This is a genomic window from Pantoea sp. SGAir0184 (assembly GCF_043544755.1).
This window is the reverse complement of record NZ_CP028051.1, coordinates 157266-174731: the sequence shown is the minus strand read 5'-3', so window position 1 is coordinate 174731 and position 17466 is coordinate 157266. Positions and strand designations below refer to the sequence as shown.

The 17466-nt window shown below is 57.8% G+C and carries 16 protein-coding genes; 4 read left to right on the top strand and 12 right to left on the bottom strand.

What is annotated here, in order from left to right; translation table 11 throughout:
- Positions 1-16: 16 nt before the first annotated feature.
- A complete protein-coding gene (locus C1N60_RS20820) occupies positions 17-1096 on the top strand; it encodes a zinc-binding dehydrogenase (protein WP_394521937.1) in 1080 nt (359 codons plus the stop codon).
- A 111-nt stretch (positions 1097-1207) separates the two neighbouring features.
- Here the strand turns inward: C1N60_RS20820 and C1N60_RS20815 are convergent, their stop codons facing one another.
- The 5 genes from C1N60_RS20815 to C1N60_RS20795 all read right to left on the bottom strand — a co-directional run bounded on the left by C1N60_RS20815 (position 1208) and on the right by C1N60_RS20795 (position 3110).
- Entirely contained in the window at positions 1208-1435 is a 228-nt protein-coding gene (locus tag C1N60_RS20815) for a YgdI/YgdR family lipoprotein (protein ID WP_021508704.1), read from the bottom strand.
- 22 nt (positions 1436-1457) lie between these two features.
- Entirely contained in the window at positions 1458-1685 is a 228-nt protein-coding gene (locus tag C1N60_RS20810; protein ID WP_021508703.1) for a YgdI/YgdR family lipoprotein, read from the bottom strand.
- 187 nt (positions 1686-1872) lie between these two features.
- Complete coding sequence (locus C1N60_RS20805) at positions 1873-2127, bottom strand: biofilm development regulator YmgB/AriR family protein (protein ID WP_125310694.1); 255 nt, start codon at positions 2125-2127, stop codon at positions 1873-1875.
- A gap of 18 nt (positions 2128-2145) precedes the next feature.
- Entirely contained in the window at positions 2146-2349 is a 204-nt protein-coding gene (locus C1N60_RS20800) for a hypothetical protein (RefSeq protein ID WP_021508701.1), read from the bottom strand.
- A gap of 143 nt (positions 2350-2492) precedes the next feature.
- Positions 2493-3110 (bottom strand): TetR/AcrR family transcriptional regulator, encoded by a 618-nt coding sequence (locus C1N60_RS20795; RefSeq protein WP_058775115.1) that lies wholly within the window; start codon positions 3108-3110, stop codon positions 2493-2495.
- Between the two features lie 188 nt (positions 3111-3298).
- On the opposite strand from C1N60_RS20795, the gene C1N60_RS20790 reads away from it, so the two are divergent.
- Together C1N60_RS20790 and C1N60_RS20785 are read left to right on the top strand one after the other, a co-directional pair.
- Complete coding sequence (locus C1N60_RS20790) at positions 3299-4027, top strand: YoaK family protein (protein ID WP_394521936.1); 729 nt, start codon at positions 3299-3301, stop codon at positions 4025-4027.
- A gap of 11 nt (positions 4028-4038) precedes the next feature.
- Positions 4039-4611: a pyridoxamine 5'-phosphate oxidase family protein gene (locus C1N60_RS20785; RefSeq protein ID WP_394521935.1), complete on the top strand. Its 573-nt coding sequence runs from the start codon at positions 4039-4041 to the stop codon at positions 4609-4611.
- Positions 4612-4614: 3 nt separating this feature from the next.
- On the opposite strand, the gene C1N60_RS20780 is transcribed toward C1N60_RS20785, so the two are convergent.
- The 5 genes from C1N60_RS20780 to treZ all read right to left on the bottom strand — a co-directional run bounded on the left by C1N60_RS20780 (position 4615) and on the right by treZ (position 14294).
- Positions 4615-5811 (bottom strand): MFS transporter, encoded by a 1197-nt coding sequence (locus C1N60_RS20780; RefSeq protein ID WP_394521934.1) that lies wholly within the window; start codon positions 5809-5811, stop codon positions 4615-4617.
- Positions 5812-5999: 188 nt separating this feature from the next.
- Positions 6000-7643 carry a methyl-accepting chemotaxis protein gene (locus C1N60_RS20775; protein WP_394521933.1) on the bottom strand — a complete coding sequence of 548 codons (1644 nt, stop codon included), beginning with the start codon at positions 7641-7643 and terminating at the stop codon, positions 6000-6002.
- 239 nt (positions 7644-7882) lie between these two features.
- Complete coding sequence (gene glgX, locus C1N60_RS20770) at positions 7883-9958, bottom strand: glycogen debranching protein GlgX (protein ID WP_021509574.1); 2076 nt, start codon at positions 9956-9958, stop codon at positions 7883-7885.
- 59 nt (positions 9959-10017) lie between these two features.
- Positions 10018-12513: a malto-oligosyltrehalose synthase gene (gene treY / locus C1N60_RS20765; protein ID WP_394521932.1), complete on the bottom strand. Its 2496-nt coding sequence runs from the start codon at positions 12511-12513 to the stop codon at positions 10018-10020.
- A complete protein-coding gene (treZ, locus tag C1N60_RS20760; RefSeq protein WP_394521931.1) occupies positions 12510-14294 on the bottom strand; it encodes a malto-oligosyltrehalose trehalohydrolase in 1785 nt (594 codons plus the stop codon). The genes treY and treZ overlap by 4 nt, the downstream gene beginning before the upstream one ends.
- Before the next feature lie 328 nt (positions 14295-14622).
- On the opposite strand from treZ, the gene C1N60_RS20755 reads away from it, so the two are divergent.
- Positions 14623-14832 carry a CsbD family protein gene (locus C1N60_RS20755; RefSeq protein ID WP_021509571.1) on the top strand — a complete coding sequence of 70 codons (210 nt, stop codon included), beginning with the start codon at positions 14623-14625 and terminating at the stop codon, positions 14830-14832.
- Positions 14833-15059: 227 nt separating this feature from the next.
- On the opposite strand, the gene C1N60_RS20750 is transcribed toward C1N60_RS20755, so the two are convergent.
- Entirely contained in the window at positions 15060-15998 is a 939-nt protein-coding gene (locus tag C1N60_RS20750) for a bifunctional helix-turn-helix transcriptional regulator/GNAT family N-acetyltransferase (protein WP_104187170.1), read from the bottom strand.
- 154 nt (positions 15999-16152) lie between these two features.
- The gene (locus C1N60_RS20745) at positions 16153-17433 is read right to left on the bottom strand and encodes an MFS transporter (RefSeq protein WP_394522015.1); all 1281 of its coding nucleotides are present in this window, start codon (positions 17431-17433) and stop codon (positions 16153-16155) included.
- Between the last annotated feature and the right edge of the window lie 33 nt (positions 17434-17466).

The following is a 17466-nucleotide window of genomic DNA, read 5'->3' as shown; positions in this document are numbered from 1 at the left end:
TCAGGAGAATATGACCATGAAAGCTGCTGTGCTTACTGCCTTTGGCCGTCCGCTAGACGTTAAGAATGTGCCTGCACCGGTGATGGGAACCGGGGAAGTCATTGTCGATGTGGTTGCGGCGCCCGTTCTTTCCTACACGAATGAAGTACTGAGTGGGGAAAGAAAATATCTTTTACCTGTGCCGGTCATCCCGGGCTGTGGTGCCATCGGAAAGGTTCGCCAGACCGGCCCTGACTCAGCCTGGCTGAAACCAGGAGACTGGGTATTTTGCGATCCCACGGTGCGTTCCCGTGACAACGCGCTGTCGCCAGAAATTGTCCTTCAGGGCTGGAGTGCCCGTGGTGAAGGAGGACAAAAAATCCAGCAATATCACCTGAATGGCAGTCTTGCTGAACAAATACGCATTCCGACTGAAAACGCAGTGCCCATTGGCGACATATCGCCTGCAGAAGCGGGGCGGTGGTGTGCCATCAATACTCTGCTTATAGCCTATGGCGGATTGTTATCTATGGATTTGAAAGCGGGAGAGCGCCTGCTGGTCAGTGGTGCAACCGGTAATTTCGGCAGCTCCGCTGTGCTTGCTGCCCTGGCCATGGGAGCCCAAAAAGTCATCGCACCGGGCCGTAGTGAACGGGTGCTGAACGATTTGAAAAAACGTTTTGGATCGCGTGTGGAAACAGTAAAGCTCACAGGCACAGCAGAGATCGATATTGCTGCCATGAAGCACATGGCCGGGGGACCCATTGATGCGGTCCTTGATTTCCTTCCGCCGTCTGCGCAGGCCTCTGTCGCCCGGAATGCGATTATGTCAGTCAGACCTTATGGTCGTGCAGTCCTTATGGGCGGTGTTGGCATGCTGGGTGGGGACGATCTTTCACTACCTTATCCCTGGATAATGCGTAACCTCATTACCGTAAAAGGGCAGTGGATGTATGAACCTTCGGCAGTCCCTACGCTCTGCGGACTTATACGCGCGGGACTGCTTGATCTGAGCCACTATGACGTAACCGAGTTTCCGCTTGAGAGAGTGAATGATTCAGTCGCGCATGCTGCGAAAAACAGCGGGCCGTTTAAACTCACCGTCGTGCGTCCCTGACCAAAGGCGCCGCGTTGGGCCGGATTGCTCTCCTACGACGGCCCTGCGTATGGGTTCAATCACAAAATTCTGGCACAAAAAAGCCCGCTGCGCGGGCTTGATAAGAACCGATTAATGCGGAATCTCAGAGACCTCTTTGACATCCGCTTTGTTGATCTGCTGTTTGACACCATTGGCATCAACGTAGCCCAGCAGTCCGCTTTCCGCTTCCTGCGGTTTACCATCGCTGACAATGGTACGGCCATCATTGGTATGAATGGCGTAGCTGGTACGGGTACAGCCGGTCAGGGCGCTCAGTGCCACAATGGCTGCCAGTGGTAACAAAATCACTTTTTTCATGTCGCTCTCCCTATCGAGTAGATCAGTTGTTCAGTTCACTCATATTGGTGATCTGATCACGGTTAATCTGTTCTGTTTTACCGGTTTGCGCATCTTTATAAGAGACCAGGCCAGTATCACTATCCACCTGTGGCTTACCATCGGTGACGATAGTGCGTCCGTCGGTGGTTTTAATCGCCTGATTCGATGAACAGCCGGCGATGGCAAAAATCGATGTCAATAACACAGCCGCTACAGTCAGTTTCTTCATAGTAATTTCCCTGATTGGTCTGAAGTCCAGCTATAAGCGTAGAACAAAATCCGGATTCTGGTCTGACCTGACCCGCTTTCTTTGCACAATTAATGCGGTTTAACGTGCAATTGATGAGGAGGAAATTACCAGGCGCGGCTAATGTGTTTCGCCGCGTATATTGGGAAGGCAGGATAGCGTTGCGATATTACTCAGCGGCCAGGCGACCAAGCAGCAGAGAAAAAATAGCCTCGTAATGCGTTTTCAATATCACATCGTCGCACTGGTCGAGACGTGCTATTAGCGCGACAAACAGGGTTTTTCGGTTCAGCAACTTGCCGCTGCACAAAATTTCCTGCACCAGCGTGCCAAGTAACTCATGCTGCTTTGCCTGCAGCGATCCACCAGTCCATGGTAATGCATCTTCAGAATTATTATGAAAAGGATCGTATCGCATCATCATTACCCTGATAGCAGTGCGTTAATTCAGCTTTTTGGCCAGCAGCCTGATCGCATTATCGCAGGCCTGCTGGATGGCCGGATTCTCCGAGCGCAAGCCCGTGCGATACAGCGCGCCAATTATTTGCTGAACAGATAAGGTTTCACCCGGTTGTACAATCTGTGTGACGACTTTGCCCAATAAAAGATAGATCTCATCGGCATCTTCTAATTCATCGTGCTTCACTCAACCCCCGGAACAAATAAACATAAATCTAAGTAATATGTTACTGACTGATAAATATTATTAAGCGCGCGATTCCAGGGTTTAAAAAGTTATCGCGGCGAATATTAATTAGAAAACGCCTATTTCCTAATAGGCCAGACGAATCAGTCCAGAATGCTGAGCACCATATTAATGGTTTCTTTGCCATTAGTCACATCCTGAATTTTGCCTACCACGCGCATACCAAATGCCACGCAAAGCAGCAATCCGGCAGCGGTGTCGGCATCCAGTCGTGGCGAAATCGATCCGTCCTCTTGCCCCTGCTCAACCAGCGAAGTCAGGAAGTTGCGGTTGCGTAATACCGCTTCACGCACCAACTGGGATAACTCTTCGTCCAGCGTTTGCAGTTCCACGGTACTGCCAACCACCAGGCAGCCGCGTCTGCCCTCGATCTCGCTGGCTGAGTCGAGATAAAACTGCAACAGCTCAGCAATGCGCGCCCGGCCGGTCGGGTACTGTTGCAAACGGGTGCGCAGGTCCACATTGCGCAGCAGGATGTAGCGCTCAAACACCCGCAGAAATAGGGAACGTTTATCCTGAAACGCTTTATAAATACTGCCCGCCGTCAGGTTCATCGCTTCACCTAAATCGGCAATCGAGGCCGCATGAAAACCCTTCTGGCGAAACACGATCATGGCGCTGTCGAGCGCTTCGTCGATATCAAAATTGCGCGGTCTGCCGCGCTCTCTGGCAGCCGGCGCCGGATTGGGTTTACTGGTCATAATGCGGGCTATTTAGAATGAATCGTTTCCAAATTATCCGGCTTATCGGTGACAGGGTCAAATCCTGCCCAAACGGCTGGCCCGGCGTGCGCTGATCGACAGCGAACCGCGTTAATGTTCAGCCCTGCTAGTTGAGAATTTTTGACTGCCGGAGGATGATAAACCTTTTGCCGGGCCGGGACCTTTTCATGCTGATCTCCACTGAGGATACGCGCACTTTCAACACCGACATCCGCCTGGCGGCGACGCTGGCCGCCGTGGCGGGCGCACTGAACACTGCAGCGTTCGAAACGGTTGGTTTCTTCTCCGCCAACATGACCGGAAACGTCTCGTCACTGTCCGATCATCTGGCGAAAGCCAATCTGCATATCGGGCTGTTCTTCCTGCTGATTGTGCTGTTATTCATCGCCGGTTCGTCGGTCTCCACGCTGATCATCAATTCCGGCCGCAGGCGGCAGATACGCGGCATCTACGCAATCAATATTCTGCTGGAGGGCATTGCATTGCTGGTGCTGGGGATTGTCGAAAGCGGCTTTCATTTCAGCGAGGGCGGCGTGTTGCTGATTCTCAGCCTGAGCTTTCTGATGGGCCTGCAAAATGCGGTGGTAACGCGCATCTCCAATGCCCGCGTGCGCACGACGCACGTTTCCGGCACGTCAACCGATATTGGCATTGAGCTGGCGATGCTGTTCGACGTGCTGCGTCGCAAAGAGTCACCGAAAGACGCGCCGCTGTACATTAAGCGGCTAAAACTGCATTGCTACACCGTGCTGGCATTTCTCGCTGGCGGCGTGCTGGGCATTCTGCTGCTGCAGTTGCTAAGCTACGCGCTGCTGATCGTCATTGGGTTACTGCTCAGCGCGCTGGCGCTGTCGGCGCTGAAACGTGCTGGCAGCAACCCGCTTCACGCCCGCTAAGGAAGGGAATCATGATCTCGCTCGACGACCGCCTGCAAGCCATCTGGCAGCTGCTTAGCACAGCCACCACATCGCGTTCGGCTTTCACCCTGATGCAGCTGGCAACGGTGACCGCTGACGGCCAGCCCAGCCTGCGCACCGTGGTGATACGGCAGTTTTTGCCCGCGCTGCCGGCCCTGCGTTTTACCGCCGATCGGCGCAGCGCCAAAATGCAGGATATTGCAGCCCAGCCGCAGGTGGCGTTACTGGCTTATGATGCCGCCAGTCGCGTTCAGCTCAGGCTGGCAGGCACGGCTCAGCGCGTTGACGATGCACAAGAACGTGCCGCAGCCTGGCATGCATTGCGCCCACATTCGCACGCGTTGTTTCAGTCACCGGTCAGGCCGGGCAGCGTGATTGCCCATCCTGATGACGCACTGCCTGCCAGCGCGCAAAAAGCGGGCTCCGGGCCTGACGAGCACTTCGCGCTGGTGCAGATCACCTTGCATAGCGTGGAGTGGCTGGATGTCAGCCGCGAGCCCCATCAGCGCGCGCGATTTGAGGCCACTGCGGATGGCTGGCAGGGCAGCTGGCGCGTGCCCTGAGATTTATTGTTCCGCCGGTGTTTTTGCCTGACGCGGGCGGCCAGCCGCACCGGCGCACACCAGCGCCAGCAGTACCATGATCAGTACCGGCAGCATCGCCATGCGCAATCCGGCATGTTCGCCGATAAAGCCCAGTCCGGGCGGGCCGACCAGAAACGCCAGATAGCCCAGCGTGGCGGCAATCGTGACGCGCACCGCGCTGTTATGGCCATCGCCCGCCGCCGAGACCGTTAGCGGGAAGCCGAGCGACGCGCCGACGCCCCAGAACAGCACGGCCGCCGCCGCCAGCCATGGGTTATCGGAGAAAATCACCAGCGTCAGTCCCAGCGCGGCGGAGAATGCGCTGGCGCGCAGTACCCAGACACGGCCCAGACGATCAACCACCAGCCCGCCGAGAAAGCGCCCCAGCGTCATGCCAGCGGTGAAGCCCGCGTATACCAGCGTGCTTTGGGTATGATTGAGGTTATGGCCGTCGATCATCAGTAACGGCAGCCAGTCGTTAGCCGAGCCTTCCGCCAGCGCCATCGCCAGAATCACCACGCCGAGCACCAGCAGCTGGCGGTCACGCAATTCACATCCTACCTGGGCCAGAAAGCCGCCGTGATGCGGCTGTTCACTGCGTTCGCTGTCGCTGGTGGCGGGCAGATGGCGCAGCGCCAGGGCGGCAATCAGCAGGTTAACCAGCAGCACCACGCTAAAGTGCCAGTGGGTGCTGATATCGGCTGCGGTCATGGCCAGCCCCGCCAGTGCGCCGATCAGCGTGCCGAAACTGAAGAAGCCGTGAATGATGGTCATGATTGACTTGCCGATGCGCCGCTCAAACGCCGCCCCTTCGACATTAACCACCACATCCATCAGCGCGGTTCCGCCGCCCAGCAACACCAGACTGGTAAACACCAGCCCGCTACTGGCGAGCGTTAACGCAACGGTCATCAGCACCAGGCCACCGAGCAGGATCAGGTAACCCGTGCGCATCACCCGGCTGGTGCCAAAGTGCGCGACCAGCTTACCGGCAAGCAGCACGCCCAGCATGGAGCCACAGGAGAAGCCAAACAGAATCAGGCCCATCATTTCCGTCGAGGCGTGCAGCACATCGCGCATAAAGGGCGTGCGGCTAACCCAGGAAGCCCAGGTAAAGCCAGGAATAAACATCAGGCCAAAGATGGCCCATTTACCGCGTGTCTGTTGCTGAGGGTGCATAAGGTTCCTTTAGGGAGCGGTGGGCAAGCGGGGGTGAAACGCTTTCGTTGCTGATGGCCGTTAGCATGGTTCACAGAATAGCAGTTTTGCTGGCGCTCGTTGAGGCGATGTCGCTTGCACCAGCGCGCCGGGGGGAATTCGTCAGTGGGAGAAAGCCCCTCCGCGCGACGACGCGGAGGAGGAGGGAATTAGAAACTCTGCCAGTCGGCATCGCTGGCCACTGCCAGGCGCGCAGGCTGTGGCGCTTTGTGGCTGACTGCCGCAGGCCTGATCGCCGGCGTTGCGCCGGATTCCGCCAGCACGAATCTGGCGACCAGCTGGTTGAGGGTTTCGGCCTGCTCCTGCAGCGATTGCGACGCGGCTGAGGCCTGTTCCACCAGCGCGGCGTTCTGCTGCGTCACATCATCCATCTGATTCACCGCCTGCTGCACCTGGCTGATGCCCTGACTCTGCTCAACCGCGGCCGCGGCGATTTCGCTCATCAGTTCGCTGACCTGATGGATAGCGTCATTCATCACCTGCATATTGCTGCTGACGTCGCTGGCCTGGGCGGCCCCGGCTTCAGTCAGGCGGTGTGACTCTTCGATCAAACCTTTGATTTCGCGTGCGGCCGAGGTTGAGCGCTGCGACAGGCTGCGTACTTCACCCGCCACCACCGCAAAGCCCTTGCCGTGCTCACCGGCGCGTGCCGCTTCGACTGCCGCGTTGAGCGCCAGAATATTGGTCTGGAAAGCGATACCTTCGATCATCGAAACAATGTCCGTGACCTTGCGCGAGCTGCCACGAATATCATCCATGGTCGAGAGCATGGTGCTGAGCGAGGTACCACTTTTTTCCGACAGTGAACTGGCGTTAGCCGCCAGCTGGCTGGCCTGACGCGTGTTATCGGCGGTCTGACGTACGGTTTCACTCAGTTCAGTCATGCTGGCCGCGGTCTGCTCCAGCGAAGCAGCCTGCTGCTCGGTACGCGCAGAGAGGTCTTCGTTACCGGCGGCGATCTCCACTGACGCGCTGCCCACCGAATGTGAGGCGCTGCGCACGGCGCTTAACGAACTGGCGACGCTGCGCATCAGCTGATTGAAAGAGTGCGCCATGGTGCCCACCTCATCGCGACGGCTTTCGTCGGCGCTCAGCGTCAGGTCGAGATTTTCGCTGGCGCGCATCATGACTTTGCCGACATCGGACAGACTGCGACGAATGCGCAGCACGGTGAACAGGGCGAACAGGCCAAAAATAATCACTGTGGCTATCACGCCGGTAATGGTGGTCCACAGCACTTCATGGAAGGTGCTGAGGTTGGTGGCGCGTAACTCATCGCCGATAGAAATATTCAGCATCAGCTGCTGCTGGTAATTGGTGACCAGCTGGCGAATGGCGGCACCAATACCGTTCTGCCCCTCGATCAGATCAAGGCTGATGGCGTTCTGATGCGCGCGCGAGGCAGTGAGAAACGCCGGCAGCCGCTCGCTCACGCGCTGAATATTGGCAAAGGCCAGCTCGGTCAGGCGCTTATCTTCGTCACTGGAGAGGTTGTGAGTCAGGTAGTAATCGGTGAGCGATTTCAGGCCGCCGATCTGTTTATCAATGTCCGCTTCAACCGCAGGCATGTTGCTGTCCTGCAGCTGGGTCTGATGTTTGTAGAGCGTCAGCGCCAGCTGATTGCTGCGATCAATTAACGTGTTGAGGTCTTTAATCGAGGGGATGGCGTTGGTTTGCACATATTCAAAGCGCTCCTGGAAGCCGGAAAGCAGTGAGATGGCGAGCACGGCTTGCAGAATGATGGCGCCAAACAGCATGGAAAAGGTCAGTAACAATCGTTGGGAGATGTTCATCTTATTATCCTTAATCTAAACGCACCCCGACGCCTGACGCGGCGGGTACAAGGGCAGATTAAAGAACATCGGCAGATTGTGGTTTTTAGTTAATGAAATTTTAGCGCCGGGTAGCGGAAGAGGCTGGTGGGTTAACAGTGGAGCCGGTCGCCGTGAACGGCGACCCTACGGTGCATGTCCCGTTATTTCCGTAGGGTTCGCATTCATGCGCACCTGGAAACCGGCACCCCGCGTTCCACTCACGGCCGGCGGAATAGCGCCAGGCTGCGGCCCTCCAGCTCAAAATCCTTCTCTTTAGTAATCACCAATCCCTTACTGGCGCTGTCGGAGGTGGTCAGCTCCAGCACCCAGCCGCCTTCACCAAACTGCGGGATGCGGAACGGCACATTGCCTTCAAACGGATTGAACAGCATCAGCACATCGTGCCAGATACCCTCTTCGGTTTGCAGGTCCGGACGCCCGATGTACACGCCGAGCGTCGAGCCCTCGTCCCACTGTTCCGCCTGCTGAAAACCGCCGCCGGCGTTAAACCATTTGATCTCCATGCCGTCGCGCCAGCTTTCACGTCGCAGCAGCGGCTGCTGCGCGCGCAGTGCGATGATTTGACGGGTGAAATCGCGTAACGCATCAGCGGAAGCCGGCAGATCTTCCCAGTGCAGCCAGGAAATCTCGCTGTCCTGGCAATAGCCGTTGTTGTTGCCCATCTGGCTGCGGCCAAACTCATCGCCCGCCAGCAGCATCGGTGTGCCGTGAGAGAAAAACAGCGTGGCGAGGAAGTTACGCTTCTGCCGCTCGCGCACCGCGTTGATGCCTTCGTCGTCGGTGGGGCCTTCGGCACCGTAGTTGTATGAACGGTTATCATTATGGCCGTCGTTGTTATCTTCCCCGTTGGCATCGTTGTGTTTGTCGTTGTACGAGACCAGATCGTTCAGCGTAAAGCCATCGTGCGCGGTGATAAAATTGACGCTGGCCCACGGGCGGCGGCCGCGTTGATCGTACAGATCGCCGGAACCAAGCAGGCGCGCGGCAAAGTCGGTTGAGACGTTGTCGCCTTTCCAGTACTCACGCACCGTGTCGCGATATTTGTCGTTCCACTCAGCCCAGCCGGGCGGGAAACCACCCACCTGATAGCCACCAGGGCCGATGTCCCAGGGTTCGCCGATCAGCTTCAGCTTTGACAACACCGGATCCTGCGTCATGGCATCAAAGAAGCCGCCGCGCTGATCGAACCCTTCCGGCTCGCGGCCGAGAATAGTGCCGAGGTCGAAGCGAAAACCGTCGATATGCATCGATTCTGCCCAGTAGCGCAGCGAATCCGTCACCAGCTGCAGCACGCGCGGATGGGAGGTATTCACCGTGTTGCCAGTGCCGGTATCGTTGATGTAATAACGGTGCTGATCCGGCAGCGTGCGGTAGTAGGAGAAGTTATCAATCCCTTTAAACGACAGCGTCGGCCCCAGTTCGTTGCCTTCCGCGGTGTGGTTATACACCACGTCGAGAATCACTTCGATGCCGGCATCGTGGAAAGCGCGCACCATGTCGCGAAAGCCCTGAATACCGCGCGGGCCAAAATAGCGGCTGGCAGGCGCGAAAAAGGCCAGCGAGTTGTAGCCCCAGAAGTTTTTCAGTCCGCGATCCAGCAGATGCTGATCGTCCGGGAACCAGTGCACCGGCAGCAATTCCACTGAGGTCACGCCAAGGCTTTTGATGTAATCGACGGTAGATTTGTGGCTCATGCCGTCATAGGTGCCGCGCATCTCTGCCGGAATCGCCGGATTAAGCTGGGTGAAACCTTTGACGTGGGTTTCATAAATCACCGTGCTGGACCACGGAATGCTGGGCCGGTTGTGGTCCTGCCAGTCAAACTCATTGGTATCAATTACCCGGCACTTGGGGGTAAACGGCGCGCTGTCACGGGTATCCAGCGTCAGATCTTTATCTTCGTGCAGTAAATCGTAAGCGAAGTGCGCTTCATTCCAGTCGATGTTGCCCTGCAGCTCGCGGGCGTAGGGATCAATCAGTAATTTGCTCGGGTTAAAACGGTGACCGTTTTCCGGATCGAACGGTCCGTGAACGCGATAACCATACAGCGCGCCGGGTTTCAGCCCGGGCACGTAGCCGTGCCAGATTTCGTGGGTATATTCCGGCAGATCGAAGCGGGCGATTTCATGCTGACCGCTCTCATCGTACAGACAGAGTTCGACCCGTTCCGCGTGTGCTGAGAACAGCGCAAAGTTGACGCCTGCGCCATCATAATTGGCGCCAAGCTGGTGCCCCGATCCGGCGGTGATTTCCATAGGTTTACCGTTAGACATTCAATCCTCTCCATCCAGTGAATAGATAGTCATGTAAAACAACAGGTTTATCGGGGACGCTACTGGCTAATCAGCACCAGCGGCGCGCTATAGCTCACATTGTCCAGCGTAATATCGTCATTAATCACTGCGGTTTCACCTGTCAGCACATTGCGATAGTGGCGATGCGCCAGCGATTCCGGCAGTGCCAGTCGGGTATGACTCCACTGTGCACCATTGAAAATCAGTCGTGGCGTAATCACCAGCAGCGCGTAGTCGCTGTCCTGACGGGCAAAGGCGATCACTTTTTCCGCATGTTCGCCCGATGCACTGAGCGGTTGATAATCACCGAAGCGGAACAGCTGCGCATGGTCGCGGCGCAGATGCAGCAGGCGCGCAACCATCTGCTGCTTCAGCCGGCCGCTCAGCCAGTCCTGCTGGCTGGCGAAATCCGGCGCGGCGTGGACATCCAGCTGCGCTGTCAGCTGAGCAAAATCCGGCTCGCGCCGGTTGTCCGGATCGACCAGACTGAAATCCAGCGCTTCGCAGCCCTGATAGATATCCGGCACGCCCGGCGCGGTCAGTTTGATCACCGTCTGGCTCAGGCTGTTAACCAGTCCGGCACGGATAAACGGCTGTAGTGCGTGGCTGAAGTCCTGCAGGAACGCCGGATTGGTGGGTGACAGCAGCTGGCGGGCATACTCCAGCACGGCATTTTCATAAGCTTCGTTGCTGTCCGCCCAGTCGGTGCGTAACTTCGCTTCGCGCAGGGCTTTTTCCACAAACGGCAAAAAGCGATCGCGCAGCGCGTCCAGTGCCGCCGTGTCCTCCGGCTGCAGCGTGGTGGGCCAGACGCCGGCCAGCGCCTGGTACAACATCCACTCAACCGGCGGTTCGGGCGCCGGTCCGTCCGCCAGCGCAACCTCGTGCGGCTGATTCATCTGGCGCCAGCGCGTCACGTTCTCCGCCCACAGCGCCGGCGCTTCACTCAGGGTATACAGCCGCGCGCGTGCATCCTCGCCGCGTTTGGTATCGTGCGTGGAGGTGCCCGACAGCCCATCCGGCTGGTGCTGCAGTCGGATTTGCATTTCGCGATGAAAGCGTTCAAGCGAAAACGCATGCGGCAGCGGTTCGGCACCCACTTCGTTGATCGCCAGCGCCACGTGATTGCGGAAAAACAGCGTGTCTTCGACCGATTTCGCCATCAGCGGCCCGGTCAGCTGCTGGAAGCGGGCGCGGAATTCCGCCGCATCCTGCTCGCCCTGTTCAGTGATCGCCCCCAGCAGTAATGCCTGCAAAAAGCTCAGCGCCGCAGGCGAGGCGCTGTGTTTTACCTGCTCCAGCACCTGTAATAGCAACGCTTCGCCTTCCAGCGGCATCCCGGCTTTCCGGCCGTAAGTGCGATACACCGGGAAGGCGATCAGCAGTTCGCGCAGCGCCACGTGCAGCTCAGCCTCGCTGAAATTGCGATGCACCAGATCGGCTGCCTCGGTAGCCAGCGCCAGCAGACGGCTGAATTCCCCGGCAAAGTTGCGATCGACCATCAGTTCACGTGCCGCACGCAGGCCAGCCGCTACGTCATTACGTTCGGCGGATACCGCTTCATAGGCCAGATGCAGCATATCGATCTGATTATCATCAATCAGCGCATGCGACAGCGCGGCGATAAACTCGTAACCGGTGGTGCCGGACACCGGCCAGTCGGCGGGCAGCTGCTCACCTTCAGCGAGAATCTTCTCCACCGTGATATAGCACGCTTCGCCCGCGGCCTGACGCAGCTGTTGCAGATAGCCGAGCGGATCGGCCAGCCCGTCAACGTGATCGACGCGCAGCCCGCTCACCACACCGCTGTGTACCAGTTCGAGAATCAGGCGATGCGAAGCCGCGAACACCTCTTCATCTTCGACGCGCACGCCGACCAGCCCGGTAATTTCAAAGAAGCGGCGGTAGGAGAGCGCGCTGCGCGCCTCACGCCAGTTCATTAGCTGCCACGGCTGTTGCGCATGCAGTTCCGCGATGGCCGCGCGATCGCGCAACGCCAGCACCTCGTCTTTACGCTGCTGCCAGCTGGCGGGCGTCAGCGGATAGTAACTATCGTAATAGACCAGCGCCGGATTGCCGCTGTGCGGATCGGCCTTGATGCTGAGTTCATCATTGGCCAGCACGCGGTCAAAATCATCGCCGAGGAACGGCAGCGTCAGCCTGCGCGACCAGTCGATATCAAAGTAGCGCGCGTAGCGGCTGGCTTCCCCGTGTTCAATCACATCGCGCCACCAGGCATTTTCCAGCGACGCTGCCATGTGGTTAGGCACAATATCGAGAATCAGGCCAATCCCGGCCTGCTGCAGCGCCGCGCTGAGGCGGTCAAAACCGGCGCGTCCGCCAATCGCCGGGTCAATCTCATTGGCATCGGTAACGTCATAGCCGTGCGTCGAGTCGCGCGTGGCGGTAAAAATCGGCGAGGCATAAAGATGGCTGATGCCCAGCTGCTGCAGATAGGGCACCAGCTGCGCTGCGCGGTCAAAGGTCATGCCGTTGCGGAACTGAATGCGGTAAGTCGCGGTTGGAATGCTCATTGCGCTGCTCCTTTTGCCAGACGCACGATGAGGGAGTGCTGCGGCAGCTCGCTGCTTTCCTGTGGCCACGCAAAGAGCGTCTCGCCGGGCATAGCGGGCAGCGGCTGGCTCTGCTGTCCAATATTCAGCGCCAGCGACAGCTGGCCCTGCGGGAACTGCCAGCTGACGGCGACAAAGCCTGGTGCGGTGCGCAGCACCTGGCCGTTATGCCTGCGGGCATCCGCCAGCAGCGGCACGATGTGCTGCTGGCGCAACGCCAGTAGCTGGCGCGTAAGCGTCAGCCACGCCTGGCCTGCGGGATTTTCCACTTTGCTCCAGTCCAGTTTCGAACGCGTGAAGGTCTCTTCAGCATTGGGATCCGGTACCGTATCGTCATGACCGGCGTGACCGGTAAATTCGCGCGCCCGTCCTTCACGCACCGCTTTCGCCAGATCGCCGTGGAAATCGGTAAAGAACAGGAACGGGTTGGTTTCACCGTACTCTTCGCCCATAAACAGCAGCGGAATATGCGGTGACAGTAGCAGGGTGGCGAGCAGCACTTTGGTGCGATCGACACCGGCCAGGCTAATCAGGCGTTCGCCCTGGGCGCGATTGCCCACCTGATCGTGGTTCTGGATGAAATCGACAAACGCCACCGGCGGCTGGCCTGCGCTGGGTACGCCGCGCCGCTGGCCACTCTGTGGCGACAGCTCGCCCTGATAAGCAAAGCCCTCGGTGAGAATGCGCGCGATTAATTTCTCCGGTACGTCGGCGAAATCCTGGTAATACGCGTGCGTCTCGCCGGTGGCAAAGACGTGAATGGCATTATGAAAATCGTCGTTCCATTCACCGCTGAACAGTGGCGCGTCACCGTCCGCATCGCGCGGATGAAGGAAGATCACGTTGCGGCTGTCTTCGGTGGTGAGATGGATCGGGCGAGAGTGGATTTCGCTGCGAATGCGTTCAGCAATCTCAATCAGCACATGCTTGCTGGACGTATCCTCAATCTGGTCGATGGCATCGAAGCGCAGGCCGTCGAGGTTAAACTCTTTCAGCCAGTAGAGCGGCGCTTCGACGATATAACGCCGCGCGGCGTCCACATCGTACGCAATCCCGGCGCCCCACGGCGTCATACGCTCCTCATGGAAAAAGGCCGGTGCCAGCAGCGGCAGGTAATTGCCTTCCGGGCCAAAGTGGTTGAGCACAATATCCAGCACCACCGACAGTCCCAATGTGTGCGCGGCATCGACGAAGGCTTTGAAATCATCCGGTGAGCCATACGCCGAGTGCGGCGCATACAGCAGAACGCCGTCATAGCCCCAGCCGCGCGTGCCACCAAACTGCGATACCGGCAGTACTTCGATCATGGTGATACCGAGGTCGGCCAGCGCAGGGAGTTTTGCGATAGCCGCGCGGAAGGTGCCTTCGGCGGTAAAGGTGCCGATGTGCAACTCGTAGACCACCGTTTCATGCCAGGGCCGTCCCTGCCAGTCACGCTGCTGCCAGTCGTAATGGTGAGGGTCGATAACCAGAGAAGGGCCGTTGACATCGGCGCGTTGTGCCCGCGCGGCCGGATCGGGCACCGTGCTGCCATCGGCCAGCTCGTAGTGATATTCGCTGCCGTGACCAGGCCCGCGCAGCGTCAGGCTGAACCAGCCATCCTGCTGCCGCTGCATGGCATGCTGCTGGCCATCGGCGTGAAGGGTAATTTTCTGCTGACCGGGTGCCCAAAGGCGAAACCGCACGCTGCCGTCAGCAAGGATTTCAGCACCCCAGGATTTTTCCAACGTTGTGGATTCCATTCTATTGCCTCGTTAAGCCCCGCACGGGGAATGGACGACATCAAGCGATTCGCGTTCCTTAAAACCATTTACTCTCTGAATACAAAAGACTAAATGCCCTGGTAGCAAACGGGTACGCAGATAAATCACTGAGTACCCTGAAAAATCATAGCCTATATTTTCAGATTTAATTCCCGCTGCGCTTTAAACAGTACCGTTACGTAAATTTTCCGTTTTGTTCGCTTAAGCACCTTTTAATCTCAGTCATAGGCTACGCTTATCTCTGCGCAGTTAACCGATGCGCGAAATAATGCCAGGCGGCACTGTCACCTAAATGAGGAGAACACTGATGAACGAAGATCGTATCAGCGGAAACTGGAAGCAGTTCAAAGGAAAAGTGAAAGAGAAATGGGGCCAGCTTACAGATGACGATTTAGACGTAGCCGAAGGGAAACGCGATCAATTAGTCGGCCGCATTCAGGAGCGCTACGGCTACGGTAAAGATCAAGCAGAGAAAGAAGTCAAAGAGTGGGAAGATAGTAATAAATTTAACTGGTAGTGTTGGTTATCCCCGGTACACTGATGTGCCGGGGTTTTGTTATTGCAGACTGCTGAGGTTTTTTGCCGGATAATTTTAAAATCCAGCTTGCGTTTATTTAATGCCATTTATTACTTAACCCGAAATTCATATTCAAACCTGTTTTTCCGCATTAATCCGGCTATTTCTCTGGCCTGACGCGGTGGTGAAACGGCAGTGCATCAGCCGTTGATAATCTTTCCCGGCCATCATCGCGTGAAGTGCTGTTCAGTCATGATTTTGCCCCACTGATCGCCCTGCCACTCGCGCGTCAGGGTGAAGCCTGCCTGCTCGTAGAGTCGTCTGGCCGCATCCAGCCCACTGAAGGTCCACAGTTGCGTTGCGCTAAAGCGCTGACGATCGCAGAACGCCACAGCCTCATGAAGCAAGCGTCGCCCGATGCCGCTACCGCGACACGTCTCGTCAAGAATAAACCAGCGCAGATGGGCCTGATTATTGCCAAGATCCTCTCCGTCAATCGCCACTGAACCGACAATATTATCGTTATGCACTGCCAGCCAGATTTGATTGCGCTCACTTCCCAGCCGTCCGGCAAACTCTGCCAGCCCGCTGGCGACTTTGCCTTCAAAATAGTGACCAAACTGATGATGCCGGGCATAGTAACGGCCGTGCATTTCGGCGATGCGGCCGATCATCCCGGGCCGGTAACCGCTGACGATGTCGATGGCACCTGAGGGAAGGGGCTGCGTGCCGGTCCGACAGCGGCGCAGGGAGTCAGCATAAGCGCTCAGTCCCTGCGCTACCGTGCGCTGCTGTGCCGGTTCAAGCCCGGCCAGCGCGGCCAGCACCCGTTGTGCCGCGTACTGATTGACTCTGGCAACGGTAGCCATCCCCTGCGCAGTCAGTTTCAGCCTTTTAATCCTGGCATCACTGCCGTCAGCGATTTCCTGCACTTCACCAGCCGCCACCAGTCTGGCCAGCATGCGGCTGACGCTCGATTTTTCCAGACCGAGCAAGTCCACTAACTGTGCAGCCGTCACTGTGCCCTGGGTTTCCATCTCCAGCAGCGTGTGGACAGCAGAAGGCGAATAGTCCGTTGCCGCCAGCGTCGGGCGCATAAACCCGAGTTCACGTACCATCAGTCGGGAGGCGGAACGTATCTGATTAACTAACGATTCAGTGGTCATGGTACAAACGCCCAGTGGTTATAAGGTTGTATAATACAACTATTAATCGGGCTGATTGTCAACAGACTAACCGGCGGCGCCAATACGGGTGAGGGCGAGCGCTCACCCTGGCAAGGCTGCATCGCATGAGGGGCAGGAATGAAGCAGCATGATGTTAAAGGGGCCTGCGGTGATCGTCCTTATTGAGCGAAAGCAGCGCGACAAAACTCACTACAGCGGTGGCCATCACATACCAGGCGGGAATGTCGGCGTTGCCGGTTTGCTTCATCAGGCCGGTAATGATCAGACCTGCGCAGCCGGAAAACAGCGCGTTGGAGAGCGAATAGGCCAGCCCCAGCCCGGTGTAACGCACGCGGGTCGGGAACATCTCGGCCAGCATCGCCGGTCCCGGTCCGGCCAGCATGCCCACCAGCGCACCGGCGATAAACACCACCAGCGCTTTGATCGCCATACCGCTCTCCGGATGCTGCAACACTTTCAGCAGCGGGAAAGCCAGCACCAGCAGCAAAAACGTCGCCAGCAGCATTAATGTGCGGCGGCCATAGCGATCGCTGAGTATGCCGGCCGGCAGGATGGTGGCGGCAAAGCCGAGGTTAGAGATCACCGCAATCAGCAGCGCCTGGTTAAAGCCGGTATGCAGCGCGGCCTGCAGATAGGTAGGCATGATCACCAGGTAGGTATAACCGGCGGCCGACCACACCATTAACCGGCCAATGCCCAGCCCGATAGCGCGCAGCGTGACACCCAGCGACGCCTGCTGTTGTGGTGCCGCCGGTGTCTGGCGGAACTGCGGTGATTCATCGAGGCCGGTGCGCAGCCACAGCGCCACTGCGCCGAGCGGCAGCGCCAGCAGGAAGGGAATGCGCCAGCCCCAGGCGTTCATGGCGGCATCGCCCAGCAGCAGCGGCAGTACTGCCACCACGCCCGCGCCCGCCAGCAGTCCGAGCGCCACCGTCAGCGACTGCCACGCGCCATAAAATCCGCGCTTGCCGGGCGGCGCCGATTCGGTCATCAGCGAGACCGCGCCGCCGTATTCTCCGCCGGCAAACAGTCCCTGCAAAATGCGTAGCAGTGTAATCAGCAGCGGCGCAGCCACGCCAATGCTGGCATAAACCGGGACCAGACCGATGGCGACGGTGGCCAGCGTCATCAATACCAGCACCGCGATTAGCACCGGTTTACGGCCATAGCGATCGCCCAGGCGGCCAAACAGTACTGCCCCTAACGGGCGAAAAAAGAACGCCACCGCAAAGGCCGCATAGGTGAGGATCAGGCTGGTGAGGGCGCTTTCTCCTTCGAGCTGGAAGAAATGTTTAGCGATCAGCGTGGCCATGAAACCGTACACGGCGAATTCATACCACTCGATAAAATTGCCGACGGATCCGGCAATCAGTACGCGCTTTTGATTAACGGCGGGAGACACGGCAGATGACATCATTAACCCTTAATGAGTAAAAAACAGTCAGAG